This is a genomic window from Streptomyces sp. NPDC028907, assembly GCF_055564995.1.
This window is the reverse complement of sequence record NZ_JBVHVE010000024.1, coordinates 1-26,076: the sequence shown is the minus strand read 5'-3', so window position 1 is coordinate 26,076 and position 26,076 is coordinate 1. Positions and strand designations below refer to the sequence as shown.

23 protein-coding genes and 1 pseudogene are annotated in these 26,076 nt (G+C 71.8%); 14 read left to right on the top strand and 10 right to left on the bottom strand.

Annotation, left to right across the window (positions count from 1 at the left end; all coding sequences use genetic code 11):
* Nucleotides 1–69: 69 nt before the first annotated feature.
* Both ACZ4UU_RS42410 and ACZ4UU_RS42405 read right to left on the bottom strand, forming a co-directional pair.
* Nucleotides 70–525: an archease gene (locus tag ACZ4UU_RS42410; RefSeq protein WP_471908778.1), complete on the bottom strand. Its 456-nt coding sequence runs from the start codon at nt 523–525 to the stop codon at nt 70–72.
* Nucleotides 526–570: 45 nt separating this feature from the next.
* Nucleotides 571–873, bottom strand: coding sequence for a hypothetical protein (locus tag ACZ4UU_RS42405; RefSeq protein WP_471908777.1), 303 nt, complete (start codon nt 871–873; stop codon nt 571–573).
* Nucleotides 874–1,103: 230 nt separating this feature from the next.
* Here ACZ4UU_RS42405 and ACZ4UU_RS42400 point away from each other — a divergent pair, with 230 nt between their 5' ends.
* From ACZ4UU_RS42400 to ppk2, 4 genes are all read left to right on the top strand, one after another.
* A complete protein-coding gene (locus ACZ4UU_RS42400) occupies nt 1,104–2,441 on the top strand; it encodes a gluconate:H+ symporter (protein ID WP_471908776.1) in 1,338 nt (445 codons plus the stop codon).
* Nucleotides 2,442–2,471: 30 nt separating this feature from the next.
* Nucleotides 2,472–3,800 carry an enolase C-terminal domain-like protein gene (locus tag ACZ4UU_RS42395; protein WP_471908775.1) on the top strand — a complete coding sequence of 443 codons (1,329 nt, stop codon included), beginning with the start codon at nt 2,472–2,474 and terminating at the stop codon, nt 3,798–3,800.
* Nucleotides 3,801–3,854: 54 nt separating this feature from the next.
* Entirely contained in the window at nt 3,855–4,319 is a 465-nt protein-coding gene (locus tag ACZ4UU_RS42390; RefSeq protein WP_471908774.1) for an SRPBCC domain-containing protein, read from the top strand.
* 99 nt (nt 4,320–4,418) lie between these two features.
* Nucleotides 4,419–5,312 carry a polyphosphate kinase 2 gene (gene ppk2, locus ACZ4UU_RS42385; RefSeq protein WP_471908773.1) on the top strand — a complete coding sequence of 298 codons (894 nt, stop codon included), beginning with the start codon at nt 4,419–4,421 and terminating at the stop codon, nt 5,310–5,312.
* Here ppk2 and ACZ4UU_RS42380 read toward each other — a convergent pair.
* The 5 genes from ACZ4UU_RS42380 to ACZ4UU_RS42360 all read right to left on the bottom strand — a co-directional run bounded on the left by ACZ4UU_RS42380 (nt 5,309) and on the right by ACZ4UU_RS42360 (nt 10,491).
* Nucleotides 5,309–5,692 (bottom strand): luciferase domain-containing protein, encoded by a 384-nt coding sequence (locus ACZ4UU_RS42380; protein WP_471908772.1) that lies wholly within the window; start codon nt 5,690–5,692, stop codon nt 5,309–5,311. The genes ppk2 and ACZ4UU_RS42380 overlap by 4 nt on opposite strands.
* Before the next feature lie 96 nt (nt 5,693–5,788).
* Nucleotides 5,789–6,691 carry a YceI family protein gene (locus ACZ4UU_RS42375; RefSeq protein WP_471908771.1) on the bottom strand — a complete coding sequence of 301 codons (903 nt, stop codon included), beginning with the start codon at nt 6,689–6,691 and terminating at the stop codon, nt 5,789–5,791.
* A 78-nt stretch (nt 6,692–6,769) separates the two neighbouring features.
* Nucleotides 6,770–7,852 carry a maleylacetate reductase gene (locus ACZ4UU_RS42370; RefSeq protein ID WP_471908770.1) on the bottom strand — a complete coding sequence of 361 codons (1,083 nt, stop codon included), beginning with the start codon at nt 7,850–7,852 and terminating at the stop codon, nt 6,770–6,772.
* On the bottom strand, nt 7,849–8,712 hold the full coding sequence (locus tag ACZ4UU_RS42365; protein ID WP_471908769.1) for an intradiol ring-cleavage dioxygenase: 864 nt from the start codon (nt 8,710–8,712) through the stop codon (nt 7,849–7,851). The genes ACZ4UU_RS42370 and ACZ4UU_RS42365 overlap by 4 nt, the downstream gene beginning before the upstream one ends.
* Nucleotides 8,713–8,751: 39 nt before the next feature.
* Nucleotides 8,752–10,491: an FAD-dependent oxidoreductase gene (locus tag ACZ4UU_RS42360; protein WP_471908768.1), complete on the bottom strand. Its 1,740-nt coding sequence runs from the start codon at nt 10,489–10,491 to the stop codon at nt 8,752–8,754.
* A 162-nt stretch (nt 10,492–10,653) separates the two neighbouring features.
* Here ACZ4UU_RS42360 and ACZ4UU_RS42355 point away from each other — a divergent pair, with 162 nt between their 5' ends.
* Nucleotides 10,654–12,432, top strand: a complete 1,779-nt coding sequence (locus ACZ4UU_RS42355) for a helix-turn-helix domain-containing protein (protein ID WP_471908767.1) — start codon at nt 10,654–10,656, stop codon at nt 12,430–12,432.
* 94 nt (nt 12,433–12,526) lie between these two features.
* Here the strand turns inward: ACZ4UU_RS42355 and ACZ4UU_RS42350 are convergent, their stop codons facing one another.
* The gene (locus ACZ4UU_RS42350) at nt 12,527–13,120 is read right to left on the bottom strand and encodes an AMIN-like domain-containing (lipo)protein (RefSeq protein ID WP_471908766.1); all 594 of its coding nucleotides are present in this window, start codon (nt 13,118–13,120) and stop codon (nt 12,527–12,529) included.
* 194 nt (nt 13,121–13,314) lie between these two features.
* Between ACZ4UU_RS42350 and ACZ4UU_RS42345 the strand changes: the two genes are divergently transcribed.
* From ACZ4UU_RS42345 to ACZ4UU_RS42305, 9 genes are all read left to right on the top strand, one after another.
* Nucleotides 13,315–14,496, top strand: coding sequence for an FAD-dependent oxidoreductase (locus ACZ4UU_RS42345; protein ID WP_471908765.1), 1,182 nt, complete (start codon nt 13,315–13,317; stop codon nt 14,494–14,496).
* A 167-nt stretch (nt 14,497–14,663) separates the two neighbouring features.
* Entirely contained in the window at nt 14,664–16,772 is a 2,109-nt protein-coding gene (locus ACZ4UU_RS42340) for a xanthine dehydrogenase family protein molybdopterin-binding subunit (protein ID WP_471908858.1), read from the top strand.
* Between the two features lie 23 nt (nt 16,773–16,795).
* Entirely contained in the window at nt 16,796–17,251 is a 456-nt protein-coding gene (locus ACZ4UU_RS42335) for a (2Fe-2S)-binding protein (protein WP_471908764.1), read from the top strand.
* A gap of 45 nt (nt 17,252–17,296) precedes the next feature.
* Entirely contained in the window at nt 17,297–18,166 is an 870-nt protein-coding gene (locus ACZ4UU_RS42330) for a fructosamine kinase family protein (RefSeq protein ID WP_471908763.1), read from the top strand.
* Nucleotides 18,167–18,320: 154 nt separating this feature from the next.
* Nucleotides 18,321–19,322, top strand: coding sequence for a LacI family DNA-binding transcriptional regulator (locus tag ACZ4UU_RS42325; RefSeq protein ID WP_471908762.1), 1,002 nt, complete (start codon nt 18,321–18,323; stop codon nt 19,320–19,322).
* Between the two features lie 10 nt (nt 19,323–19,332).
* Nucleotides 19,333–20,673: an ABC transporter substrate-binding protein gene (locus ACZ4UU_RS42320; protein WP_471908761.1), complete on the top strand. Its 1,341-nt coding sequence runs from the start codon at nt 19,333–19,335 to the stop codon at nt 20,671–20,673.
* A gap of 12 nt (nt 20,674–20,685) precedes the next feature.
* Nucleotides 20,686–21,630: a carbohydrate ABC transporter permease gene (locus tag ACZ4UU_RS42315; protein ID WP_471908760.1), complete on the top strand. Its 945-nt coding sequence runs from the start codon at nt 20,686–20,688 to the stop codon at nt 21,628–21,630.
* Complete coding sequence (locus tag ACZ4UU_RS42310) at nt 21,627–22,445, top strand: carbohydrate ABC transporter permease (RefSeq protein WP_471908759.1); 819 nt, start codon at nt 21,627–21,629, stop codon at nt 22,443–22,445. The genes ACZ4UU_RS42315 and ACZ4UU_RS42310 overlap by 4 nt, the downstream gene beginning before the upstream one ends.
* A 39-nt stretch (nt 22,446–22,484) precedes the next feature.
* Nucleotides 22,485–24,554, top strand: a complete 2,070-nt coding sequence (locus ACZ4UU_RS42305) for a beta-galactosidase (protein ID WP_471908758.1) — start codon at nt 22,485–22,487, stop codon at nt 24,552–24,554.
* A 116-nt stretch (nt 24,555–24,670) separates the two neighbouring features.
* Here ACZ4UU_RS42305 and ACZ4UU_RS42300 read toward each other — a convergent pair whose 3' ends face one another.
* Both ACZ4UU_RS42300 and ACZ4UU_RS42295 read right to left on the bottom strand, forming a co-directional pair.
* Nucleotides 24,671–25,864 (bottom strand): CaiB/BaiF CoA transferase family protein, encoded by a 1,194-nt coding sequence (locus ACZ4UU_RS42300; protein ID WP_471908757.1) that lies wholly within the window; start codon nt 25,862–25,864, stop codon nt 24,671–24,673.
* An 84-nt stretch (nt 25,865–25,948) separates the two neighbouring features.
* Nucleotides 25,949–26,076: pseudogene (locus ACZ4UU_RS42295) on the bottom strand (MarR family transcriptional regulator); the annotation flags it as partial.

Sequence of the window (26,076 nt, the reverse complement as noted above, 5' to 3'; positions counted from 1 at the left end):
GGCCGGGCGGACAGGGGGGAACCGGGGTGGCGGCGGCCGGACGCCGTACTTCACCCGCCTTCGGTCCCCTCACACGTCCACGGTCACCGCACACGACCACCCGTACGAGTCCGGCCCGATGTGCAGCCCGTGCCACGAGACGCCCTTCGGCGTGGCACCGGTGACCTCCACCTCCCCCAGCTCCGCGAGCGCGAGCCGAACGTCGAGGTCGCCGTCGGTGGTGTCGGCCTCCAGGTCGACGGGCACGCGGCCGTCCACGTCGAGACGGAAGACGACCTCGTCGAGGAGGGCGGTCAGTAGTTCCTCGTCGCTGTTCTCGGCGAGCCGTACCCGCTCCATCGAGGTGGGCCGGACCGCCGTGACGTCGGCGAAGCACTCCACCATGCCGAGCGCGGCCTCCACCAGGCAGCGCTCGCGGCTCGCGCCCCACGCCTCGATCCGCACGTCGGCCGTGTGCGGCACCGCCCGGTGGCCGCTGCCGCCGCTTCGCCGGGTCTGGATGTCGTCGTCCGGGTCGCCGACCATCGGCATCACCTGATCCGCTCGTACCGTACGGGCTGTTGGTCCGGTTCAGGCCCGCGCGTCCGGGTCCGCCGTCCCGCGGAACCGGGACACGCGCCGGGGCCCGTGCCGCCGCCTGCCGTGGCGGTGGTGGGTCGCGCCGTTCCTCGCCAGGACCAGCCCCAGGCAGAAGACGAGCGCCAGGGCGAGGCCCGAGCAGAAGACGGCCAGCGTGTTCATGGTCGCGAGGTCCTGGCCGAGCACCGAGACGGAGTACTCGGGGCCGCCGGAGAGGTTGTCTGCGATGACCAGACCGGTGAAGACGCCGCTGGCCGCGAGGAGGAGCAGTCCGAGGAACAGCATCCGAGTCATCTCCCAGGAGGGTGCTACACGCCTACGTGTACCCGCGAGCGGGCATCGCGTACCGCCGGGGCCGAAGGGTGCGGCGCTGACCGCGGCGACTGGATCCGACGACGCGGACCCATTGACCTTGGCCATCCATGAACATAATCTCCGTCCTCATATGTAGACGTTGTCTTCATGTGGGGACCCCGTTCAGCGGGGTGAACGCAGGCGGCCGCCGTTCAAAGGAGAACCGACATATGCCGCTCGTGGTGGTCGGGATCAGTGTTCTGGTCCTGCTCGTCCTGATGACCAGGCTCAAACTGAACGGCTTCGCCGCCCTGCTCCTGGTGGCGGTGGGCGTCGGCCTGGTGCAGGGGATCGGGCTGGAGAAGATCCCGGACGTACTCGCCGAGGGCATCGGCGACCAGATCGGCGACACCATGCTCACCATCGGGCTCGGTGCCATGGTCGGCCGGGTGATGGGGGACTCCGGCGCCGCCCAGCGGATAGCAGGGAAACTGCTGGAGGTGTGCGGCCCTCGCTGGGTCCAGGTCGCGATGGTGCTGACGGCCATGCTCATCGGCGTGACGATGTTCTACGAGGTGGCCTTCGTCATCATCGTGCCGATCGCCTTCACCCTCGTCCGGGTCACCCGGGCGAACCTGCTGTGGGTGGGGCTGCCGATGTCGATCGCCCTGTCCACGATGCACAGCTTCCTGCCGCCGCACCCCGGCCCCACCGCGGTGGCCGCCACCTTCCACGCCTCCGTCGGACTCACCCTGTTCTACGGCCTGTTCATCGCCGTGCCGGTCGGCGCGTTCATCGCCCTGCTGTGGCCGCGCCTGCCCTTCGTCCGGGCGATGAACCCCTCCATCCCCAAGGGCCTGGTGAGCGAGCGGGTCTTCGAGGACGACGAGATGCCCGGCCTGGGCTGGTCGCTGTCCGTCGCGCTGCTGCCCGTCGCCCTGATCGCCGGCGCCGCGGTGACCGACCTCGCCGGCTCCGGCGACGGCGGGCTCATGCACTTCATCGCCTTCATCGGCTCCGCACCGGTCGCCCTGCTGCTCACCCTGATCGTGGCGATCTGGGCGTTCGGCCCGCGCATCGGCCGCAGCCTCGCCGAGGTCAGCGTCTCCTGCAAGGAAGCCGCTCAGGCGATGGCGATGATCCTGCTCGTCATCGGCGCGGGCGGTGCCTTCAAGAACGTCCTCGTCGAGGGCGGCATATCCGACTACATCAAGGACGTCACCGACGGCTGGTCGATCTCCCCGATCGTCCTGGCCTGGCTGATCGCGGTCATCCTCCGCGTCGCCCTCGGCTCGGCGACCGTCGCGGTCGTCACCGCCTCCGGCGTCGCACTGCCCCTGCTCGCGGGCAGCGGCGTGCACCCCGAGGTGATGGTGCTCGCCGTCTCCTGCGGCTCGATCGCCTTCTCCCACGTCAACGACCCGGGCTTCTGGATGTTCAAGGAGTACTTCAACCTGTCCGTCCTCGACGCCATCAAGGCACGCACCACGTACACGACGGTGCTCGCGATCCTCGGCCTCGGTGGCGTACTGGTCCTGGAACAGGTCCTCGACGCCCTCAGCATCTGACCCCCCTCACGAGATGGGCCCCCGCCTGCCATGAGCCAACCCGTCGTCACCCGCTTCTCCGTGTACCCGGTCGCCGGCCGCGACTCGATGCTCCTCAACCTCTCCGGGGCCCACGCCCCCTGCTTCACCCGCAACGTCGTCGTCCTGGAGGACTCCGAGGGCCGTACGGGCCTCGGCGAGGTCCCCGGCGGGGAGAGGATCACGCAGACCCTGCGCGAGGCCGGGGCACTGGTCGTCGGCGCGCCGGTGGGCGACTACAAGCGCGTCCTGCGTGCGATCGAGGCGAGCTTCGCCGACCGGGACTCCGGCGGCCGCGGCGCCCAGACCTTCGACCTGCGGACCACCGTGCACGCCGTCACCGCCGTCGAGTCGGCGCTCCTCGACCTGCTCGGCCAGCACCTCGAAGTCCCGGTCGCCGCCCTCCTCGGCGACGGCAAGCAACGCGATGCCGTCCGGGTCCTCGGCTACCTCTTCTACGTCGGCGACCCGGACCGCACCGACCTGGACTACGTCCGCGACCCCGACGCCGCGGTCGACTGGTACCGCGTCCGGCACGAGGAGGCCCTCACTCCCGAGGCGATCGTCCGGCAGGCCGAGGCCACCTACGACCACTACGGCTTCCGCGACTTCAAGCTCAAGGGCGGGGTCCTGCCGGGTACGGAGGAGGTCGAGGCCGTGCGGGCGCTCAAGGACCGCTTCCCCGAGGCACGGATCACCCTCGACCCCAACGGCGCCTGGTCCCTGCGCGAGGCCGTCGAACTGTGCCGCCCCCTGGTCGGCACCCTCGCCTACGCCGAGGACCCCTGCGGGGCGGAGGACGGCTACTCGGGCCGGGAGATCCTCGCGGAGTTCCGCCGGGCCACCGGACTGCCCACGGCCACGAACATGATCGCCACCGACTGGCGCCAGCTGACCCACGCCCTGGCCCTGCAGTCCGTGTCGATCCCGCTGGCCGACCCGCACTTCTGGACCATGCGGGGCTCGGTACGCGTCGCCCAGCTGTGCCACGCCATGGGGCTGACCTGGGGCTGCCACTCCAACAACCACTTCGACATCTCCCTGGCGATGATGGCGCACTGCGGCGCGGCCGCGCCCGGCGAGTACAACGCCCTGGACACGCACTGGATATGGCAGGAGGGCCGCGAACGGCTCACCGTCGAACCCCCGAGGATCAGCGGCGGCGAGGTCGCCGTACCGGACACGCCCGGACTGGGGGTGCGCCTGAACCGCGACCGGCTGCTCGCCGCGCACGAGCTCTACCGGGAGAAGGCGCTCTCGGGCCGCGACGACGCCGTCGGCATGCGGTATCTGGTCGACGGCTGGACCTTCGACGCGAAGCGGCCCTGCCTCGTGCGCTGAGCCGGCCGCCGCGGCGGGGCTGCCGTTCCCCGCGCCCGCCTCTATCGTGAGGCCATGTACGCCACACGGGTCTCCCGCCATGTGAACGCCTCGCGCGCGGCCGTCTACCGGGCGCTGCTGGACGCGGACGCCGTGGAGAAGTGGCGGGTGCCGGACGGCATGACCGGGCAGGTGCATGTGTTCGAGAGCCGGGAGGGCGGGGCCTTCCGGGTCTCGCTCACCTATGACGAGCCGACCGGCACCGGGAAGTCGGCCGCGCACACCGACACCTACCACGGTCGCTTCGTGAGGCTCGTCCCCGACGAACTGGTCGTCGAGGAGGTCGAGTTCGAGACCGACGACCCCGCCCTGCGGGGCACGATGACGATGACCACCACCCTCACCGAGGCCGACGGCGGCACGGACGTGCTGGTCGTGCACGAGGGGATCCCCGACGTCGTGCCCGCCGCGGACAACGAGACGGGCACCCGGATGGCGCTCGCCAACCTCGCCCGGTTGGTCGAGGCCGCGCCACGGTGACCTCGGAAGGATCGACCGGCAGCCGCTGACACCGTGCATCACATGATCTTCGCCTGGGGTTCGCCGGGCGTACGAAAGCGCTCGCTTCCATGCGGATGTATGGACACCGAACTGCTGTCAGGGCTGCGCGTCGACTACACCGACCAGGACGACCCCGTCCTGATCCGGCCGGACGGCAGCCCGGTGGACACCTGGCGGGAGAACTACCCCTACGAGCAGCGCATGGAGCGCCCGGAGTACGAGTGGCACAAGCGGCTCCAGCAGATCGAACTGCTGAAGCTGCAGAGCTGGATCAAGGAGACCGGCCGTCGTCTCGTCGTCGTCTTCGAGGGGCGGGACGCGGCGGGCAAGGGCGGCACGATCAAACGCTTCACCGAGCATCTCAACCCGCGCGGCGCCCGCGTCGTGGCACTGGAGAAGCCCACCGAGCGTGAACGCGGGCAGTGGTACTTCCAGCGGTACGTCGAGCATCTGCCGACCGCAGGCGAGATCGTGCTGTTCGACCGGTCCTGGTACAACCGGGCCGGCGTGGAGCGCGTGATGGGCTTCTGCACCGACGACGAGTACCGGCGCTTCATGCGGCAGGCTCCGGCCTTCGAACGGATGCTGGTGGACGACGGAGTCGACCTGGTCAAGTTCTGGTTCTCGGTGTCCCAGGGAGAGCAGCGCACCCGCTTCACCATCCGTCAGGTCGACCCCGTACGGCAGTGGAAGCTCAGCCCCATGGACCTGGCCTCCCTGGACCGCTGGGAGGACTACACCGCAGCCAAGGTCGCCATGTTCCGCGAGACGGACACCGAGCACGCGCCCTGGACGGTGGTGAAGAGCAACGACAAGAAGCGGGCCCGCGTCGAGGCCATGCGCAGCGTGCTGGCCCGCTTCGACTACTCCGACAAGGACGAGGAGGTCGTCGGCGTCCCCGACCCCTGCGTCGTCGGCGCGGCCGCGGGCCTGCTGGAGGCGGGGGAGGACGACGCCGAACTCGGAGGCTAACCGCGCGGCAGCACCGTGACGCGACGGAAGTTGCACTCGTCCCCTGCCGTGCGCCCGGCAGGGGCGGGGCGGTTCTGATGGGCCTTGAGGGCGGCGCTGACCAGGCTCATCAGCAGATCGACGTCCGTGTCGCAGTCGAGGTGCACGGTCACCCAGTCCGAGCCGGGGACCAGCCGGATCGCCGTCGACCCCTGAAGATCGTCGTGGAACCGCCGTATGGCTCCCGCCGTCAGATGCAGGTCCACGTCACGGTCCGAGTGGAAGTGCACGATCTCGCTGTGGACGGAGCGCAGTGCCCGCCCTGCGCCGCAACTGGCCGAGCCCGAACTGAGGTCGGGCCAGACTTCCAGTTGTTCCATGGCGCGCTGGGCCAGTGTCATGTCCCCATGGTCACCCGATCATCGCCTCGCAACCAGAGGTTGAGCGATTCGTAACCGGGGTGTGAGGTACCTCTCGGCCACCACCTGCCCCTGGGCCTAGTCCGGCGGCGTCGGCGTGTCGTGCGTGCGGTACATCGCCTGCACGTCCAGCTCCAGCTGTACCGTCGGCCCGACCACCGCGATCCCGCGCGCGAGCATGCTGCGCCAGTTCAGGGTGAAGTCCTCCCGGTGCAGCTCCGCCTTGGCCAGCGCCGCGCACCGCAGCTCCTCGCCGTAGCCGCCGTTGACCGAACCCAGGTAAGTGGTGTCCAGCTCCACCGAGCGGCTGACGCCGTGCATGGTGAGCGAGCCGTGCAGCGTCCACTTGGCGCCGCCCCGGTAGGCGAACCGCGTGCTGGCGAAGTCGATGTACGGGTATCGCTCGACGTCCAGGAAGTCGGCCGAACGCAGATGGCTGTCCCGGGTGTTGTTGCCCGTGGTGATGCTGGCAGCCTCGATGCGCACCGACACCTGGGACGTGGACATGTCCGGCGCCACCCGGATGCCGCCCGTGAACCGCTCGAAGCGGCCGTGCACATGGGCCATGCCGACGTGCTTGGCGATGAACCGGATCGCCGTGTGCGGCGGGTCGAACAACCAGGTGCCGGGCGACGGCAGTTCCAGCTGCCGGGCCGACGTCAGCTGGACCCGCGCGGCGGGCTGCGGGGGACCGGCGACGACGTCCAGGGGCTCGCGGTGCGGGGTCAGGCCGTCGGCCGTGATCATGAGGCTGTAGCGACCCGGGGGCAGCGCCGCGAAGAACAGGCCGTACGGGTCCGTCGTACCGGACGCCACGACCTCGTGCGAGTCCAGCGCCGTCACCGTCACGTCGGCGCCGCGCATCGGCAGCCCCACCGGATCCACGACCTCGCGGCCCACCACCCCGGCACCGGCCGGTACGGGCAACGGGACACCCGGCGCTCCTCGGGAGCGACGCCTCCTGAGCAGACCGAGGGGCATGCTGATCACCTTTCTTTGGGACGTGGGGGATGTCGGAGCGTGGGGGGCTTCGAAGGGGAGGGGGGACGGGGCGGGACGTCAGCGCTCGGTCGACGTCGGCGGTACGCCCTCGTACGCCGCCCGCAGCAGGGCGAGCACCCCGTCGGCCGTGACCGGGCGGGGGTTGGCGTACGCCTGGCCCGCGGTCTGCGCGGCCGCCTCCGCCAAGTCGGCCTCCACCAGGCCCAGTTCAGCGAGGGAGCGGGGCGCGCCCAGGCGCCCGGACAGGTCCCACAGGGCCGTCGGAGCGTCGTCGGTGTCCAGGGCACGGGCCACTGCGGCGACCGCGTCGGGGACGGCGGGCGCGTTGTGGGCCAGGGCGTAGGGCAGCACCACCGTGTGCGTCTCGGCGTGCGGCAGCCCGAAGGTGCCGCCCAGGACGTGGCACAGCTTGTGGTGCAGGCCCATCGTGGTGGCGCCCAGACAGGACCCGCACAGCCAGGCCCCGTACAGCGCGCGTCCGCGGGCGTCGAGCGACGCCGGCTCCTCGGCCACCGCCGGGAGCGCCCGCCCCATCGCCCGTACGCCCTCCTCGGCCATCAGCGCCACCAGAGGCGAGGTGTCCGGGGCGTACAGGGCCTCCACGGCGTGCGCGAGCGCGTTGACGCCACTGGTCACGGAGAGCGGCACGGGCAGGGAGAGGGTGAGCTCGGGGTCGTAGACGACGCTGCGGGGGAGCACCTTGGGGGCGCGTCCGGTGCGCTTGGCGCCGTGCTCGGTCAGACCCCAGACGGGCGTCATCTCCGAACCGGAGTAGGTGGAGGGCACCGCGACCAGCGGCAGTCCGGTGCGCAGGGCGACGGCCTTGCCCAGCCCGATCGACGAGCCGCCGCCCACCGCAACGCAGCCGTCGGCGCCCGCCGCGCGTGCCGCCTGCACGGCCACGTCGGCGACCTCGACGGGCACGTGCATCCGAGCCCGGTCGTGCACGCCGACGCAGGCCGGGCCGAGCGCGTCCGCGACCGTCCGGGCGGTGTCCGCGCCCCGCTCCCCGCACACCACCAGCACCCGCCGCAGCCCCAGCCGCTCCACCTCGCCCGGCGTCGCCGACACCGCGGCGCCGGCCCGGAAGACCACCCGCACGGGCCGGGTCTCGTAGGAGAAGTCGAGGGCGTCCGTCATGACGGCTCCAGCACGAGGTCGAAGCGGGCGTGCCGGAACGGGTTCGCCACGCCGAACTCCCCTGCCGCCGACGGGTCGTCGACCGGGGCGAAGTCGGTGACGAGGCCCGGCTTCACCGCGAACACCGCGTCCGAGTCCAGGTAGTCACTGCCCGCGACGAAGATGTGCGTGGTCACCGGGGTGTGCTGTGCGGCCGAGGCGATGAAGTGGATGTGCGCGGGCCGGTAGGGGTGCCGTCCGGTGGCCGCCAGCAGCCCGCCGACCGGCCCGTCCGTCGGGATCGGATACGGGCTCGGCACACAGGTACGGAACCAGAACCGCCCCTCCCCGTCCGTGGTGAACAGGCCGCGCCCATTGCCCGCGGGCTGCACGTCCGGCCGTTGCACGTCGTAGAAGCCGTTGCCGTCGGCCTGCCACACGTCCACGACCGCGCCCGGCACCGGCGTGCCGTCCCGGGACAGCACGCGCCCGCTCACCACGCACGGCTCGCCGCCGCCCACCAGGTCGATGTCCGCGCCGAGCTCGCGCACCGGCGACTCGGTCATGTGGAAGGGGCCCAGGACCGTGGACTCGGTGGTGCCGGGGCCGTGCCGGTCGTTGATCGTCTCGACGAGCATCGACAGACCGAGCACGTCCGACAGCAGGATGAACTCCTGCCGGGTGTCCGTGCACATCTGCCCGGTCGCCGTCAGGAACCCGATCGCCCGCTCCCACTCCTCCTGCGTCAGCCGCGACTCCCGCGCGAAGGCGTGCAGATGCCGGACGAGCCCGGTCAGCAGCTCCCGCAGCCGCGGATCCGCGGTGTCCCGCAGACTGGCGACGACCTCGTCGGTGACCGTGTCTGGCGTGTCGCCGGTCATGTCGGCTCCTTCCCCGGCTGATGGTCCTGGGCGCCCATCTCAACCGTGCCCGAGAATCCGCCGCAGCGCGTCCGTGAGCAACCGTTCGGCGTCCTGCGCCGCGCCGGCGTGCCGGAACGCCACATACCCGTCCGGGCGTACGAGGAGGGCGCCGGCGTCGGAGATCTCGCTGAGCCGCGCCCAGTCGCCGTACGGGTCCTCGTAGGCCTGGCCGGGCCCGACGACGACCGTGGCGATGTCGAGGGGCTGGGACTCGGCGGCCCGCACCCACGCCGCGCCGCCGATGCCGGTGAGCAGCGTGAAACGACCCTTGCCGACGGTGTCGAGGGTGGACAGGGTCCGGGTCCCGGAGGTGATCCAGGCGTGCGGGAGCTTGGCGCCGGGGCGGGACGTGGGCTGGTGGTGCAGCTCGGGGTCGCGGGCGAAACCGGGGTCGGGCGTGCCGTCGGGGACGACGGCGGCGGAGGTGTAGCGCTGGTTGAGGTCGACGCCGTGCGCGTTGAACTCGTACACCTTGAAGGCGATGGCATCGCGCAATGCGGCCCGCTGCTCGGCTGCGGCCTCGGTGGCGTCCTTGCGGGCGGCGATGTTGGCCCACAACTGCTCGGGCGTCTGCGGCGAGAGCCCGTCGAGCGCCTCGAAGATCGGGGCGGTCTCGGCGATGGACTGGTTGGCCCGCGTCACGACCTGCCGGCCGATTGGCGCGCGCTCCACGGTGTACGTGTCGAGGAGCGACGGCGAGGCGACGCCCTCCAGGACCAGCTTCAGCTTCCAGGCCAGGTTGTAGGAGTCCTGGACGGAGGTGTTGGAGCCGAGCCCGTTGGACGGCGGATGGCGGTGCACGGCGTCGCCGGCGCAGAAGACACGGCCGTTCGCGTACGTCTGCGCGTACATCTCGTTGACCGTCCACGCCGACGACGACCTGATCGTCACCGGTATCTCGTCGTCGCCGACCAACTGCCGTACGACGGACAGCGCGTACTCCTCGGTGAGGTCGGGGGCGCCCGAGCCGACGTCGTATCCCCACACGATCAGCCACTCGTTCCAGGGCCGCACACAGCGCACCAGGCCCGCGCCGATGCCGCCGACCGTGGCGCCGGGCGCGAGGACCCAGTAGAGGGTGGAGGGCCGGTGCGCGGTGTACTTGCTCAGGTCGGCGTCGAAGACGATGTTGATGCTGCCCGCGACGCCCATCTGCCCGCCCATCGGCAGCCCCGCGTCCGCGGCGACCCGGGACCGGCCGCCGTCCGCGCCGATCAGGTACCGGGCGCGGACGGTGTACTCGTCGCCGCGCAGCCGGTCCTCGACGGTGACGGTGACACCCGCGTCGTCCTGCACGAAGGACTTGTAGACCGTGCTGAACCGGAAGTCGGTGCCGCGGGCGATGGCCGCGTTCACCAGTACCGGCTCCATCAGGTGCTGCGGCATGTCGCACATGCGGGTCGGGCTGGCCAGTTCGTGCGCGGCCTGGACCAGCGGGTCGTTGCCCCAGGACCGCACCCGGCCGAGCTCTTCGCCGGCCAGGCTGGTGCAGAAGGTCGTGTCGCCCATCAGATGCTGGGGCGTCGCCTTGGCGGTGACCTCGTCCTCGACGCCGAGATCGCGCAGCACCTCCATGGTCCGCTGGTTGGTGATGTGCGCGCGGGGCGTGTCGGCCAGGCTCGCGTACCGGGTGACGACCATGTTGCGCACGCCGTAGGTGCTCAGGGCGAGCGCGGCCGACGCCCCCGCCGGGCCGCTGCCCACGATCAGGACGTCGGTCTCGACAACGGTGTGCACGACAGAACGCTCCAGGAGATGAGACACGAGACGAGGCGGGGGGACGCTTGCAGCACCCGGCCTTTCAAGATCATGGAGCGGTGCGGTCGGTCATGGGTGTCTCAATACGAGACAGCCCGCCCACGCCCCGCGCGCGACGTCCCCGATACGGTGAGGAGCGCCATGAGCACCGCCGAACATCCTCCCGCCCTCGCCCCGCTCCGCCATGCCCGCGAGCGGTTTCTGACGGGCCGCCCGCTCCCGGCCGGCGTGCCGGACGACGTCGTCGCCGCCTGGCGGCGCGCCCGGTTCTTCGGCGTACGTCCCGATCTCGACGGCTGCGTACGGGAGTCGGCGCACCCGGTCGACTCGCCCCTGCTGGAGGCGGCCCGTCCCGTACTCACGCGGATCGTCTCGGCCCTCGACGCCGGACGGTCGGCCCTCGTGCTCACCGACGAACGGCTGAGGGTGCTGTGGTCGGCCGGCAGCGCGCCCGGCGCCGACGCCTGCCGCGACCTGTCCGAGCGTGAAGTCGGCCACAACAGCGCCGCGCTCGCCCTGCGCACCCGGCGCCGGGCCGAGGTGCACGGCCCCGAGCACTTCCTCGACGTGTGGCAGGACGTCTCCGCGGTCAGCGTGCCCCTGCTCTCCCCGGAGACGGGCCAGGCGCTCGGCACGGTCACGATCGCCTCCGGTCTGTGCCCCGGCTGCCGTCCGCACCCAGGCGCCGCCCTCGCCGAAGCCGCCGCCACGGCCGTCGAGGCCGAACTGCGGGCACGCGCGCGTACCGCGGAACGAGCCCTGCACGACGCCTACGAACGGGCCGCGCGGGGCCGCGACCGAGCCGTCGTCGCGCTGGACGGCCGTAATCGCCTGATCAGCGAGGCCGCGACCGGCCTCGCCTCCCCGCAGGTCCTGGAGGCGCTGGAGCGGAGTGCGAGGGCCCGGGGGAGAGGCAGCGGCACCGGAGACGGGAGCGGTGAGTCGTACGACATCCCGCTTCCCGAGGACGCCGGATGCACCGTCGAGATCAGTCCGGTACGGCATGAGGGGCGCGCCGTGGGTCTGGTCGCCGTGCTCGAACCACGTCCCGTGGAGCCGGTGCCGGCGATGCCGCGTCCGGTGAGCTCGCTCGTGGGGGCCTCGGTGCCGTGGCGGCACGCGGTGGCACAGGCGACGGCACTGGCCCGGACTTCGGGACCCCTGCTCCTCGTGGGCGAGCGGGGCACGGGCAAGACCACGCTCGCTCTCGAACTGCTCGACGGCACGACCCCGTTGGTGGTGGACGCCGCCGAATCACCCGGACTCCCCGGGACGGGGGAAGACGCCGCGCCATGCCTGGACGGCTGGGGCAGGGCAGGCGACCGCCCCCTGCTGCTGCGCCACGCCGAACGGCTGGCCCAGCCGGACGTCGCCGCCCTCAACTCCCTCCTGGACGAGCGCCCAGGCGCCCACCTGATCGCCACCTACACACCCGGCACCTCCCCGGGCCCCTGCCTCCAGCGCCTCCTCGACACCCTCGGCGCCCGTTCGGTGACCCTGCCCGCGCTACGGGAACGCCCCGAGGACATCAGGGAGTTGCTGCCCGCCCTGGCGCCCGATCCGGCCCCCGGCAGCCCGCCGCTGACCTGGACGCTGGACGCCCTGCGCGCACTTGAGCGGCATCCCTGGCCCGGAAACGTGACCGAACTCGCCCACCTCGTACGGGCGTTGGCGAGCCGACGCCGGCTCCGCGGGCCGGTGCGGCGCGGCGAACTGCCGGATCCCGTCCGGGAAGGGCCCGCGGGACGCAATCTCAGCCCGATGGAGCTCGCCGAGCGGGCCGCCATCCTGGAGGCGCTGCGCCGCCACGGCGGCAACAAGGCGCGCGCCGCGGCGGCGTTGGGGATCGCACGGGCGACCCTGTACCGGAAGCTGCGGGAGTATCAGGGGCGGGACGCGCTGATCACGCCGAAGCCCTGATCACCCGAAGCCTTGATCACCCGAAGCCCTGAATCACCCGAAGCTCTGATCGCCTCGAAAATCTGATCGCCTCGGTCTCCTGCCGGCCCGGGCCTCATCGTGCCCCGGTCCAGTTGTGCGCCACGTCGACCACGACCCGGTCGGCCGCCACCCACACCCGGAACGGCAGCCGTGCCCGGACGCCGAGCCCGATCTGCGTGTCCCCTTCGAAGCTGCCGACGAACCGCGCGTCCCGGAAGGTGCGGTACCCGGTGAGGTCCACGCCCTTCAGCCGCTGACCTGCCCGCACGGGATACGTGGGTTTGCCGGTGTCGACGTCGTAGGCGGGGGCCGCCACCCGTACCTCGAGGACGGCGCCGCCGCCGACCGTGATGCGGTTGCCCGAACCGTCCTGGTAGAGACGGCTGACGTACCTGACGGAATAGCCCAGGCCGCTGGTGCCCGCGCCGGGGACGTCGACGACCATGCGGTCGAAGCAGGCGTGCCGGCCGGTCCTGATGTCGGTCACCGACTCTGTCGTGGCGGCGGAGCGGGTCTTGGCCGTGCTGCCCCAGCCGGTGGGGCAGGCCGTCGCCCGGGTAGTGGTGGTCGTGGTGGTAGCGGTGGCCTCGGCCGGGACCGCCGCCACACCCAACGTGGCGGCCATGAGCGCGGCTGTCGTCGCCCATGCGGTTGTATTTCGTCCCATTTCATCCCCTAGAAGGGTGTGTGTCTGATATTAGGCAAGACATTCGGGTCGGCGGAATGGTTGCACCGTTCCGGAGTTCCTCGGTCCGGGGAGTACAACGATCGGCGGCCCGGTCGGGAACCCGCACGGAATCCGGGACGTTCCCCGAAGGACGGCCGCCGCTCACGGGGGCCGCACACATATCGGGGGGCGATGTGACGCGGATGATCGTCGTGGGCGGCGGGATCGCCGGCTCCGGAGCGGCTCTCGCGCTGCACAAGGCCGGTTTCGACGTCACCGTGTACGAGGCGCATCCCGACTCCGCCGAGGACATCGGCGCGTTCCTCACCCTCGCGAGCAACGGCATGCGCGCCCTGGCACAGATGGACGCCTCCGACGCGGTCACTGCCATCGGCTTCCCACTGACCTCCATGCGGGTCCTGGACGACACCGGGGCCGAACTCGCCCAGGTGCCACTCGGCGAGGCGGGTACCCCGCACCTGCGGTACCGATGCCTGCGGCGCGGCGATCTCAACGCCGCCCTCCAGGCCGAGGTCGTCCGCCGGGGCATCGACATCCGGCACGGCAAGCGCCTCGTGTCGGTCGACGACGGCCCGGACACCGTCACCGCCCACTTCGCCGACGGCAGCACCGCGACCGGCCATCTGCTCATCGGCGCCGACGGTCTGAACTCCACCGTCCGCCACCTCATCTCCCCGGACGCGCGCCCGACTTACGCCGGACAGCAGGTCTTCTACGGCTACACCGGCGAAGCCCCCGAAGCCGACCGGCCCGAGACCATCACCATGGTGCGCGGCAGCTCCGTCGCGTTCGGGTACACGGTGTCGCCCGAGGGGGAGACGTACTGGTTCGCGCGCGTCTTTGACGCCCCCTTGGCCACCGATGCCCTCGCCGAAGCCACCCCGGCCCGCTGGCGCGACCGCCTGCTGCCGCCGCTCCGCAAGGACGCCACCCCCGCCGCCGACCTCGTCGCGGCCACGCCCGACCAGCTCATGGTCACCAACGCCACCGAACTGCCCACCGGGACACCCTGGCGCTCCGGCCGGGTCCTGGTCATCGGCGACGCGGCCCACGCGGCGTCCCCGGCGACCGGGCAGGGCGCCTCGATGGCCCTGGAGGACGCCGTCGTCCTCGCCAAGTCCCTGCGGGACGCCCCGGACACCGAGTCCGCGCTCGCCCGGTACGAGAGGCTCCGCCGCCCTCGCGTGGAACACAACATCACCGTCAGCGGCAACATCTCCCGAGGCACCCACACCCCCTCTGGCCCCGGCCCCGGCGGCCCCGGCACCCGAGGCGCGAGCGCGGACCGGCCGGGCGACGACGACCTGATACGACAGCTGGAGTGGGACACCGACCTCTGGCAGTCCGGCCAGTAGGCGGCTCGCGCACCGTGCGTGGCGGTGCCGTAAGTCCATGCAGCCGCCAACTGGCGCAACCTTGGCGCGCGTCCGCCCCTCATACAGGGCGTACCGACCCGGAGCCCCGACCCCGGGTTCGCGGAGAGGAGCGCCTGTTGGCCCGTCAGTTGTCCCGTCGACAGTTCGTGGTCTACTCGGTCGCGGCGACCACCCTGACCGTCGCGGCGCCGCTCGGCTGCGACGGCTCGACCGCCGAGGGCGCCGAGGGCGCCGAGGAAGCCGCGGACGGCGGCCGTCGGGCGTCCGACGTCCTGGTCACCGGCACCGACGAGGAGATGCTGGTCCTGGAGGTCACCCCGGCCAACAAGGTCGTCGTCCGGCTGCCGCGCGTCGAGGTGGGCCAGGGCGTCACGACGGCCGTCGCCATGATGATCGCCGAGGAGCTGGACGCCCGGCTCGCCGATGTCGACATCCCGCTCGCCGACGCCCGCAGTGAGGGCAACCAGTTCACCGGCGGCTCAAGCTCGGTCAGTTCGCTGTACGGCCCGGCCCGCCGGCTGGCCGCCACCGCCCGCGCCAAACTGCTGACCGCCGCCGCCCGCCGCTGGCACGTCCCCGCGCGGACCCTGCGCACCCGGGACACGCGGGTCTTCGCACCGGACGGACGCACGGCCACCTTCGGATCGCTGACCAGGAGCGCCGCCCGGGTCACCCGTCCGACGGTGCCGGCCAAGCCCAAACCGGCGTCCGAGCACCGGGTGATCGGACGGCCGACGACCAGGATCGACGCCCGCGACATCATCACCGGCAAGGCCAAGTACACCGGCGACCTCACCGTGGCCGGAGCCAAGCCGACCGTCGTGGCCCGGCCGCCGACGCTCGGCGGGAAGGTCGTCTCGCTCGACGCCAGGGCAGCCCGCGCCCTGCCCGGTGTGCACGCGGTCGTGCGGATCGACGGAGGTGTCGCCGTGGTCGCGGACACCTTCCACCACGCCTTCCAGGCCCGGGACGCGCTCCGCATCAAGTGGGCGCCGGGCCCCTTGGCGGACCTCTCCGACGCGGCGATCCGCTCCCGGCTGCGCGCCGCGGTCCCCAAGCTGGCGCCCCCGCCGAGCGGTTCGGCGCAGACCGAGGCCCAGTTCGAGTTCGCCTTCGTCAGCCACGCGCCCATGGAGGTGCTCACCGCCGTCGCCGACGTACGCGCACAGCGGGCCGAGATCTGGTTCTCCTCCCAGACGCCGATGTCCGCACGCGAGGACATCGCCTCGGCGATCGGTCTGCCGGTGTCGAAGGTGCGGGTCCATGTGGTGCGCGGCGGCGGCTCGTTCGGGCGGCGTCTGAACTACGACGCCGCGATCGAGGCGGCCCTGATCTCCAAGAAGGCGCGCCGGCCGGTGAAGCTGATGTGGAGCCGGTCCGACGACATCCGGCACGGCAGGATGCGCCCGGCGTCCCAGCACCGGATCCGGGCCAGCCATGAACGGGGCCGGGTGGTCGCCTTCGCCCATGCGACGGCCTCGGTCAGCGAATCCTTCGAGAAGCGGGGCCTGTCCGCCCAGGGCGGTGTGCGCTCCGCCGGACGCGCCCCCGCGGCGGCCCCGCTCCCCAGCGACAGCGGCCTCTACAACTTCGGGCGTCTCTCCGGCGACTCGGGCTCGGTCGACCTGGCGATCCCGCTCGGCGCCTGGCGTTCGGTCGACTCCGGCACCGTGCGCACCGCCGAGGAGATCGTCGTCGACGAGATCGCCCGCAGCCTCGGCCAGGACCCGGTCGCCTTCCGCCGTACGACCCTGCGCGGCAAGAGCGTCAAGGCCGTACTGGACAAGGTCGCGAGCGCCGGGAAATGGGGCCGGACCATGCCGACGGGCCACGCCCAGGGCGTCGCCGTCCACGAGGAGTACGACTCCAGCGTGGCGTGTCTCGTCGAGATCGAAGCCGTCGATCCGAAGAACCCGCGGGTGACCAAGGTGGTGATGGCGGCCGACGTCGGAACGGCCGTCAACCCGCGCGGGCTGGAGGCCCAGCTCATGGGCACCGCCGTCGACGGGATCTCCACGATCCTGCGCGCCGGACTGCACATCGACCGGGGCGCCGTCCGCGAGAGCAGCTTCGCCGACTTCCACTACGCCCGCCAGCGGCACGCCCCGCAGCACTTCGAGGCGCACATCCTGCCCTCCGACCGCGATCCCGGCGGCGCCGGAGAACTCGGCGTCCCGGCCGCGGCCGGCGCCGTCGCCAACGCCTACGCCCGCGCCACCGGCACCAAGCCGCGCCGCTTCCCGCTGAACTTCTGAGCCACCCGAAGAGAAGGTATTCGATGCCCTCCCACTCCTTCACCCTCAACGGGAAGCGGGTCACCGTGGAAGCGCCCGCCGACATGCCCCTGCTGTGGGTGCTGCGCGACCTGCTGAACGTCACCGGCCCCAAGTACGGCTGCGGCGTGGGCGCCTGCCGCGCCTGCACCAGCCATCTCGACGGCGAGGAGATCCAGCCCTGCGTCGTCCCGGTCGCCGACTGCGCGGGCCGCGAGGTGACCACCATCGAGGGCCTGGCCGACGGCGACCGGCTCCACCCGGTGCAGCAGGCCTGGCTCGACTGCGACGTGGCCCAGTGCGGCTTCTGCCAGCCGGGCCAGATCATGGCCACGGCCGCCCTGCTGAAGAAGACGCCCCGGCCGACGGACGCCGACATCGACCGGATCGAGAACGTCTGCCGCTGCGGCACCTACTCCCGGATCCGCGAGGCGATCGAGAAGGCGGCCGCCGGCGGCTGACCGACCGCCTTCAGCACGGCCCACGACCGCCGTACGCTGAGAGCCGTGCCCAACTCCTCGGACGGCCCTGGCGCCGCGGCGACGCGCTTCACCGGGCTTCCGGCCACCGGTGAACGCCGGCTCTGCGGAACGCTCGCCGAAGTCACCCTCGACGGCGGGCAGGAGGTGATCGTCAAGCGCGGCGACGGCGACCGGGCCGCGCGGGCCGAGGCGGCCGGGCTGCGCTGGCTGGCCGAGACCGGCACCGTCCGGATCCCCGTCGTGCACGGCCACGACGAGCGGTGGCTGGTCACCGACCGGGTGGCGACCGGGCGCCCCCGCGCCGACGCGGCGGAGCGGTTCGGTCGCGATCTGGCCGCACTGCACGCCGCCGGCGCATCCGCGTTCGGCGCCCCACCGCCCGACGGCCCGCAGGACGCGTACATCGGGCTCGCCCCGATGCGCAACGTCACCGGCCCCGAGTGGCCCCGCTGGTACGCCGAGCACCGGGTGCTGCCGTATCTGCGTCTCGCGGTCGACGCGGGCACGATCGGCGGCGCGGAGGCACCGGTCTTCGAGAAGGTCTGCGAACGGCTCCCCGAACTCGCGGGCCCCGCCGAGCCACCGGCCCGACTGCACGGCGACCTGTGGAACGGCAACGTGCTGTGGGGCGCCGACGGGCACACCTGGCTGATCGACCCGGCCGCGCACGGCGGCCACCGCGAGACCGACCTGGCGATGCTCCACCTCTTCGGCTGCCCCCACCTGGACCGGATCCTGGACGGCTACCGGCGGACCGCCCCGCTGGCCGACGGCTGGGCCGACCGCGTCCCCCTGCACCAGCTCTTCCCGCTCCTGGTGCACGCCGTCCTCTTCGGCCGCGGCTACGCGGAACAGGCCCTCACGGCGGCCAGGACGACTCTGCGCACCGGTTGACGCGCGAACGATTGCCCACGCACGAACCATTGACTGTGCGCCGAACGCTCCCGACACTGGTGTGACTACGTAGTCACACCACCGGTAGCAGAGCTGCCACTGCGCCTGACTACGTAGTCAACAGTCGATCGACCCGCTACCCCCGGGAGCTCCCATGGCGACGACGATGACCGAGGTCGCCCGTGCCGCCGGTGTCTCCCAGAAGACGGTGTCGCGGGTCGTCAACGGCGAGCCGCATGTCAGCCCGGAGGTCCGCGACCGCGTGCTACGGGCCATCAGGGAACTGGACTACCGCCCGAACAACGCGGCGCGCGCCCTGCTCCTCGGCCGCTACCGGCGGATCGGCGTCGTCTCCCTGGGCACCGCCCTGTACGGACCGTCGACGCTGCTCATCTCCCTGGAGCGGGCCATGCAGCGGGCGGGCTACTCGTTCGCCCTGGCGAGCACCCTGGAGGGGCAGCCGGTGTCCGTCGCCGTCGAGGCGCTGCTGGAGCAGGGCGTCGACGGGATCGTGCTGTCCGAGCCCATCGACGACGGCACACCGCTCAGGCTCAGCGCGGACGTACCCGTGGTCAGCCTCGGTGAGGGCGTCGACCTCAACGCGGGCGTGGGCGCGGTCGTCGGCGCCGACGGGGTCGCGGCCGCCCGCCTGGCCACCGAGCATCTGATCGCCCTCGGCCACCGCACCGTCTGGCACATCCCCGGCCCGCAGAACTGGTGGGCCGCCCGCGACCGGCTGCGCGGCTGGCGCGAGGCACTGGCCGCCGCCGGAGCCCCCGAACCGCCCCTCGCCACGGAGGGCGACTGGAGCCCGGCGGCCGGATACGCGGCCGGCCGGCAGCTGGCCCGACTGGCCGACGTCACCGCCGTGTTCGTCGCCAACGACGACATGGCGATCGGCGCCCTGCACGCCTTCACCGAGGCGGGCCGCCGGGTCCCCGACGACATCAGCGTCATCGGCTACGACGACATCCCCGCCGCGGCCCACCTCTTCCCGCCCCTGACCACCGTCCGCCAGAACTTCACCGCCGTCGCCGACCGCGCCGTCGACCATCTGATCGCCCTGATCGAGGGCCGTCCCGCACCGGCCGAACCCACCGCACCGGCCGTCGAGTTGACCGTACGGGCCTCCACCGGACCCATCCGCACCACGTGAGGAGTCACGTGTGTACACCCCAGCACGCCCGAACCGCCGCGCCCTGCTGCGCGCCGCCCTCGGCACCGGCGCCGCCGCCGCACTCTCCGCCTGCGGAGCCGACAGCACCACCGCCCTCACCTCAGGGAATGTCACCCTCGCCCTGTGGACCCACGACCCCGGGTACGAGGCCTTCTTCGAGAAGGGCATCCCGCAGGCCGACCGGCTCAGCGACTTCCGCTACCACCTGAAGGTCACCCGCGCCGGAGCCCCCGACGTGGTCACCAAACTCCTCGCCCAGGCCGTCGCCGGACGCGGCACCCCCGACCTGGTGGGCTTCGAGATCGGCAGCTTCCCGCGCATGCTGCGCGGCGACATAGCCGAACGGCTCCTGTACGACCTCACCGACGACATAGCCGCCGTGCCCGGCCTCAAGGACGACCTGCTGCCCGCCCGCACCGCTCCCTTCAGCAAGGAAGGCCGGGTCTGCGCCCTCGACTCCGACACCCCGATGGTCGTCTACTTCTACCGCGACGACCTCTTCGACCGGTACGGCCTGCCGAAGGACACCGCCACCTGGGAGGAGTTCGCCGAACTCGGCGCCCGCGTCCACCGCGACCACGGCGCGTCGATGTGCGTCGTCTCCACCGTCGGCAGCGACGCCGGCCAGGTCGTGCAGTCCTTCCAGATGCTGCTCTACCAGCGCGGCGGCGCCTTCTTCGACGCCGAGCAGAACCTCGTCCTCGACTCACCGGAGGCCGAGGAGGTCCTGCGCTTCCTGTGCGACGGGCTGCGCACCGGCTTCGTCATCGACGTCTCCGACTACTACGGCGCCGCGATGCAGACGGCACTGAAGCAGGGCAAGGTCATCGGACTGCCCATGGCCATCTGGTACAAGAACTACGGCCTCGTACCCAACGTGCCCGAACAGAAGGGGAGATGGCGGGTCAAGGACCTGCCCCGCTTCGAAGGCGGCGGCGCGGTCACGGCCGCCGCGGGCGGCACCGGCTTCGGCGTCGTCAAGGGCAAGGCCAACACGCGCGCGACCAGGGACTTCCTGTTCGACACCTGGCTCACCCACGAAGGCCAGGTCCGCCGCTTCACCGAGACCGGCTATCTGCCGACCCGCCGATCCGTCTACGACGACCCCCGACTGGGCGCCGCCCGGGACGACTTCTGCGGCGGACAGCGCCTCTTCCCCCTCTACCGCGACCTGCTGTCCCAGGTACCCCCGTTCCATCAGAGCCCCGACCAGTCGATCCTCTACGACGTCCTCGCCGGCAACCTCCTGCGCGCCTACCACGGCGACCTGAGCCCACGTCAGGCCCTGAAACAGACAGCCGCCGACTTCCGCGACCAAGCCGGCCGTTAGGAGGACCCCGCCATGAGCACCGCCCTGGCCGGCCCGAACCGTGCCGCCCCGGACAGCGACCGCGCGGCCGCGACGGGCTCCGCCCGCCGCCGCAAGCAGTCCTGGGCGCCGTACCTGTTCATCTCGCCCTTCTATCTCCTCTACGTCCTGTTCATGCTGGTCCCCGTCGCCGTGTCGCTCTGGCTGAGCCTCACCGAATGGGTCGGACTCGGCACCCCGCACTGGGTGGGCCTGCGCAACTACCGGCTGCTCGCCACCGACATCAGCTTCCACCGCGCCCTCGGCAACACGGCCGTCTTCGTCCTCGTCGCCGTCTGCGTGGTCGTCCCTCTCGCCCTGCTGATCGCCCAGGCCCTCAACACCCGCGGCCTGCGCGTCCGCGACCTGTGGCGCACCGCGTACTTCGTGCCCGTCGTCGTCTCCCCGATCCTCGTCGCGCTCATCTTCGGCCTGATCTTCGACCGGCAGTTCGGGCTCGCGAACTCGGTGCTGCGCGCCCTGTTCGGCACCGGCGGCGTCGACTGGCTGGGCGATCCGAGCCTGGCCAAGGTGAGCATCGCGCTGGTGATGCTGTGGCGCTGGACCGGCTACCTCACGGTCTTCTTCCTCGCCGGACTCCAGAACGTGCCGCGGGAGCTGTACGAGTCCGCGGCCCTGGACGGCGCCGGACGCCTGCGCACCTTCACCACCGTCACCCTGCCCGCCCTGAAACCGGTGACCGCCTTCGTCGTCGTGACGTCGTTCATCGGCGCGGCCCAGATCTTCGAGGAGCCGTACCTGCTCACCGGCGGCGGACCGGCCGAATCCACCCTCTCGGTCACGATGTTCATCTACCGGGCCGCCTTCCAGCGCCAGCAGTTCGGCTACGCCGCCGCGGCGGCCGTCGTGCTCTTCGTCCTCGTCTTCGGGCTGAGTCAACTCGTCAACCGTCTCCTCGGCATCGGGAGGGCCTCATGACGCGCACCCGCGTGCCGCTGTACGGCGCACTCGTCCTACTGGCGGTGGCCTTCCTCGCCCCGCTGCTATGGGCCCTGAGCGGCTCCTTCAAGCCGCGCGGCGACATCTTCGCCTACCCGCCCCGGCTGCTCCCCGACCCGTTCACCCTCGACAACTACCAGCGGCTCTTCTCCGGACAGCCGTTCTGGCGCTGGTTCCTGATGAGCACGGTCGTCGCGCTCACCGCCACCGTCGTGTCCGTCTTCGTCTGCGCCCTGGCCGGCTACGGCTTCGCGAAGTTCCGTTTCGCCGGCCGACGGCTGCTGTTCGGCGTGATGTTCAGCTCGCTGTCCATCCCGTTCGCGGTGATCCTCGTGCCGTTGTTCGTGGTCCTCGTCAAGACCGGTCTCGGCAGCCCGTGGTTCGCACTGATCGTGCCCTGGGTGGCACCCGCGTTCGGGATCTTCATGATGCAGCAGTACATCGTGCAGTCCATCCCGGACTCCGTGCTGGAGGCCGCCCGCATCGACGGGGCGAGCGAGTTCGGGATCTTCCGGACCATCGTGCTGCCCCTGCTGCGTCCCGCGCTCGGCGCGCTCGCCGTGTGGCAGTTCCTCCAGAGCTACAACAGTTTCCTGTGGCCGCTGGTGCTGGTCTCCGACAGCTCCCAGTACACCCTGCCGCTCGGTCTGCAGACCCTGTTCGTGTCGGAGCAACGGCAGTACGACCTCGTCCTCGCCGGCGCGGTCCTCGCCGTCGTGCCCGCAGTCGCCCTCTTCGTCGTGCTGCGCAAACAGCTCCTCGAAGGGCTGTCCACGGGAGCCGTCAAGGGCTGACGCCCCCCGGATTCACCTCAACCACCATATGGGAGAAGGATGTTCGCGCTTCCGCCCCGCGTCCTGTTCGGTGCCGCCTACTACCACGAGTACCAGCCCCACGAGCGACTCAAGGACGACCTGGACCTGATGGCCGAGGCCCGCTTCACGGTGATCCGCGTCGGCGAGTCGGTGTGGTCGACCTGGGAGCCGGAGAACGGCCGCTTCGAACTCGACTGGCTGCAGCCGGTCCTGGACGGCGCCCACGAGCGGGGCATCTCGGTCGTCCTCGGCACCCCGACGTACGCGGTGCCGCCGTGGCTGGCCCGGCAGTACCCGGAGATCGCGGGGGAGTACCGCACCGGCATGCGGCACGGCTGGGGCGCCCGCCAGGAGGTCGACTTCACCCACCCGGCGTTCCGCTTCCACGCCGAACGGATCATCCGCAGGATCGTCGCCCGCTACGCCGACCACCCGGCCGTCATCGGCTTCCAGGTCGACAACGAACCGGGCCTGCACCTCTTCCACAACCACGGCGTCTTCCAGCGCTTCACCGACGACCTGCGCGAACGCTACGGCGACGTCGAGACCCTGAACCGCGAATGGGGCCTGGTCTACTGGTCGCACCGCCTGTCCACCTGGGCCGACCTGTGGACCCCCGACGGCAACGTCCAGCCGCAGTACGACCTGGCCTGGCGGCGCTTCCAGGCCCGCCTCACCACCGAGTTCATCGCCTGGCAGGCCGAGATCGTCCGCGGGTACGCCCGCCCCGGCCAGTTCGTCACCACCTGCATCTCCTACGACCGCCAAGGCGTCGAGGACGACAAGCTGACCGAGTCTCTCGACATCACCGCGGGCAACCCGTACTACACGATGCAGGACGCCCTCGCCCTGCCCGACCGGGGCCGCTCCGGCCAGGACTGGACGACCAACGGCACCTGGGCGCTCTACCGCAGCGCCGACCGCATGTACTCCTCCCGGCAGGAGCCGTTCCTCGTCACGGAGACCAACGCGCAGGCCATCAGCTGGCCGTGGAACAACCGGCCCGCCTACGACGGCCAGTACCGCCAGGCCGCCTGGGCCCTGATCTCGCGCGGCGCCTCGATGATCGAGTACTGGCACTGGCACACCCTGCACTTCGGCGCCGAGACCTACTGGGGCGGCATCCTCCCGCACAACGGCCGCCCCGGCCGCGTCTACCGCGAACTCGCCGCGCTGGGCGCGGAGTTGGAGACGGCCGGCGACCTGGTGGCGTCGCTCACCCCGGACGCCGACGTCGCGTTCCTCTACGACGGCCCCAGCAAATGGGCACTCCAGGCACAGCCCCCGCTGGCCAAGCCCGACGGCGGCCCCGACGACCGGTCCTACGAGACCGTCTTCGACGCCTTCTACCGGGGTGCCTTCGACGCCGGCCTTCAGTCCCGCATCCTCCACCCAGGCCAACTCCCCGACACCGAACTGCCGCCGATCCTCGTCGTCCCGGCCTACTACGCCGCCGACGACGCCGTCCTGGACCGGCTGAAGGCCTACGCCGAGCAGGGCGGCCACCTGGTCCTCGGCCCCCGCACCGGCTACGGCGACCACGAGGCGCGCGCCCGCACCGACGTCCAGCCCGCGCGCCTCGCCGAGGCGGCCGGCGTGACGTACGACGAGTTCAGCAACCTGAACGCTCCGCTCCCCGTGACCGGCACGGGCGCCCTCACCCTGCCCGAGGCCCGCGCCCTGCACTGGGCCGACGGCCTGCAACCGCGGGGCGCCGAGGAGCTGGCGGCCTACGAGCACCCGCACTTCGGCCGCTGGCCCGCCGCCACCACCCACCCCCACGGCGCCGGCCGCATCAGCTACGTCGGCACCGTCCCGGACCCGTCCTTCGCCAAGGCCCTCCTCCAGTGGGCGACTCCGTCCGCCGGCACCTGGCACCCGACGCACCCGAGCGTCACGTCGACCTCGGCCAGGTCCCGTGACGGCCGCCGGATCCGCTTCCTGCACAACTGGTCGTGGGATCCGGTGACCGTCGCCGTCCCGGCGGCCGTACGAGACGTACTCACCGGCACCGTGCACGCCACGGAAGTACCGCTCGGCCCGTGGGATGTGAAGGTCCTTCAGGAGCAGTACGGAGGGGGTGACTGAGTCCGTGCCGCGGTCGGGCCGGTGCCGGGCCGGGCCGCCGCGGCACTGGGACGGACGAAGGGTGCGTGGCGTTCGGTCGATCTGTGCGGGGCAGTGGAGGATCAGTGGGAGGCCGGTCAGATGACGCCGGCGCCGCGCAGGGCCTCGATCTCCTCGCCGGTACGGCCGAGTTCGGTGAGGATCGCCTCCGTGTGCTCGCCCACGGCTGGTACGGGGTCCATGCGCGCGGGCAGCCCGGCGAGGTCGGCCGGCGGAAGCAGGGCCCGCACCGTCGCGCCGCCGGGCACCGCCACGTCGTGCCAGCGGTCGCGGGCGGCGAGGACCGGATGGTCCAGGAACGCCGCGACGTCGTTGACCCCGGCGCAGGCGATGGCGATGGACTCCAGGTCCTTGAGGATCTCCTCGGCGTCGGAGCGGGCGCAGCGCTCGGCGACGTGGGCGTTGAGTTCGTCGCGGTGGGCCACGCGGGCGGAACTCGTGGCGAACCGTGGGTCGTCGATCAGCTCGGGCAGGTCCAGGAACTCCGTGCACAGGACGGCCCACTCGCGCTCGTTCTGGATGGAGAACAGCACCTCCTTGCCGTCGGCGGCGGTGAAGGCGCCGTACGGGGCGAGCGTGGGGTGCTGGGTGCCCAGCCGTGGGGGCTGGGTGCCGCCGTAGCGGGTGTAGTTGGCGGGCTGGCCCATCCACTCGGCCAGCGCCTCGAACAGGGACACCTCCACCGGGTGGACCGTACCCCGGGTGGCGCGCGTGAACAGCGCGGTGAGGATGCCGCTGTACGCGTACATCCCCGCGGCGATGTCGGCGACGGAGATACCGACCCGGGCGGTCCTCTCCGGGGTTCCGGTCAGCGACACCAGGCCGGTCTGGCACTGCACCAGCAGGTCGTAGGACTTGCGGTCGGCCCACGGCCCCGAGGTGCCGTACCCGGAGATCGTGCACGGGATCAGCCGCGGCCACCGCTCACCGAGCGCCTCGACCCCCAGGCCGAGCCGGTCGGCCGCGCCCGGCGCCAGGTTCTGCACGAAGACGTCGGCGTCGTCGAGGAGCCGGTGCAGGATCTCGCGGCCCCGGGGGTCCTTGAGGTCCAGCGTGAGGGATTCCTTGGAGCGGTTTATCCATACGAAATAGCTGGAGTGGCCGTGCACCGCCGTGTCGTAGCGGCGGGCGAAGTCGCCGTCCCCGGGCCGCTCGATCTTGATCACACGTGCGCCCAGGTCGGCGAGTTGCCGGGTGGCGTACGGGGCGGCCACGGCCTGTTCGAGGCTGACCACCGTGATGCCGGACAGGGGAAGCTGCGACGCGATCATAGGGCCCAGTTCTACGACCCCGCCTCACCCCTGTCAATGCCGCCCTGACCCTCTTGACCTGCGCGTTTCTCCACTCGGCCGGCCTCAGACGGGCACACGGAGCGTCTCCACCGTCCTGACCAGGGGGGCGAGTTCGGGGTTCTGCGCGGCCTGGTCGAGGGCCTCGCGCAGGGCTTTGTCGTTGGTCGGGCGGGCTTCTTGCAGGAGGCGGA

Bases quoted from the DNA above. Each gene is read 5' to 3' on its own strand.
- ACZ4UU_RS42410 (WP_471908778.1), bottom strand. From the start codon at position 525: ATGGTCGGCGACCCGGACGACGACATCCAGACCCGGCGAAGCGGCGGC.
- ACZ4UU_RS42405 (WP_471908777.1), bottom strand. From the start codon at position 873: ATGACTCGGATGCTGTTCCTCGGACTGCTCCTCCTCGCGGCCAGCGGC.
- ACZ4UU_RS42400 (WP_471908776.1), top strand. From the start codon at position 1,104: ATGCCGCTCGTGGTGGTCGGGATCAGTGTTCTGGTCCTGCTCGTCCTG.
- ACZ4UU_RS42395 (WP_471908775.1), top strand. From the start codon at position 2,472: ATGAGCCAACCCGTCGTCACCCGCTTCTCCGTGTACCCGGTCGCCGGC.
- ACZ4UU_RS42390 (WP_471908774.1), top strand. From the start codon at position 3,855: ATGTACGCCACACGGGTCTCCCGCCATGTGAACGCCTCGCGCGCGGCC.
- ppk2 (WP_471908773.1), top strand. From the start codon at position 4,419: ATGGACACCGAACTGCTGTCAGGGCTGCGCGTCGACTACACCGACCAG.
- ACZ4UU_RS42380 (WP_471908772.1), bottom strand. From the start codon at position 5,692: ATGACACTGGCCCAGCGCGCCATGGAACAACTGGAAGTCTGGCCCGAC.
- ACZ4UU_RS42375 (WP_471908771.1), bottom strand. From the start codon at position 6,691: ATGCCCCTCGGTCTGCTCAGGAGGCGTCGCTCCCGAGGAGCGCCGGGT.
- ACZ4UU_RS42370 (WP_471908770.1), bottom strand. From the start codon at position 7,852: ATGACGGACGCCCTCGACTTCTCCTACGAGACCCGGCCCGTGCGGGTG.
- ACZ4UU_RS42365 (WP_471908769.1), bottom strand. From the start codon at position 8,712: ATGACCGGCGACACGCCAGACACGGTCACCGACGAGGTCGTCGCCAGT.
- ACZ4UU_RS42355 (WP_471908767.1), top strand. From the start codon at position 10,654: ATGAGCACCGCCGAACATCCTCCCGCCCTCGCCCCGCTCCGCCATGCC.
- ACZ4UU_RS42350 (WP_471908766.1), bottom strand. From the start codon at position 13,120: ATGGGACGAAATACAACCGCATGGGCGACGACAGCCGCGCTCATGGCC.
- ACZ4UU_RS42335 (WP_471908764.1), top strand. From the start codon at position 16,796: ATGCCCTCCCACTCCTTCACCCTCAACGGGAAGCGGGTCACCGTGGAA.
- ACZ4UU_RS42325 (WP_471908762.1), top strand. From the start codon at position 18,321: ATGGCGACGACGATGACCGAGGTCGCCCGTGCCGCCGGTGTCTCCCAG.
- ACZ4UU_RS42315 (WP_471908760.1), top strand. From the start codon at position 20,686: ATGAGCACCGCCCTGGCCGGCCCGAACCGTGCCGCCCCGGACAGCGAC.
- ACZ4UU_RS42310 (WP_471908759.1), top strand. From the start codon at position 21,627: ATGACGCGCACCCGCGTGCCGCTGTACGGCGCACTCGTCCTACTGGCG.
- ACZ4UU_RS42305 (WP_471908758.1), top strand. From the start codon at position 22,485: ATGTTCGCGCTTCCGCCCCGCGTCCTGTTCGGTGCCGCCTACTACCAC.
- ACZ4UU_RS42300 (WP_471908757.1), bottom strand. From the start codon at position 25,864: ATGATCGCGTCGCAGCTTCCCCTGTCCGGCATCACGGTGGTCAGCCTC.